The 232-nt window shown below is 46.6% G+C and carries 1 protein-coding gene; it reads right to left on the reverse strand.

What is annotated here, in order from left to right; translation table 11 throughout:
- Positions 1-232, reverse strand: a 232-nt coding sequence (locus KVS67_RS13545; RefSeq protein ID WP_217565596.1) for a hypothetical protein, incomplete at both ends; no start/stop codon positions are given.

Below are 232 nucleotides of genomic sequence, written 5' to 3' on the forward strand. Positions count from 1 at the left end.
AAGCATGACGGATGTGATGCCTTACCGAATAGCTCAGTTAACTTCGTCGTAACTTCAGCAGCCTCCTCGGTTTTAGAAAACCGGGTTTTGAGGGTGCCAACCATGCTAGAAAGCATAGAGTAGAGAGCTTTGTCATTTGCTTTCTGCCAACGCTCATACTTTTCTTTCACAGCTTTGGATGCATTGTCCCCAGGCACTTCAGGTGACGGCTCAGTTAAAACAAACAAGGCAC

The sequence above is a fragment of the Micrococcus sp. GbtcB5 genome (assembly GCF_019091605.1).
Taxonomy (GTDB): Bacteria; Actinomycetota; Actinomycetes; order Actinomycetales; family Micrococcaceae; genus Micrococcus; species Micrococcus luteus.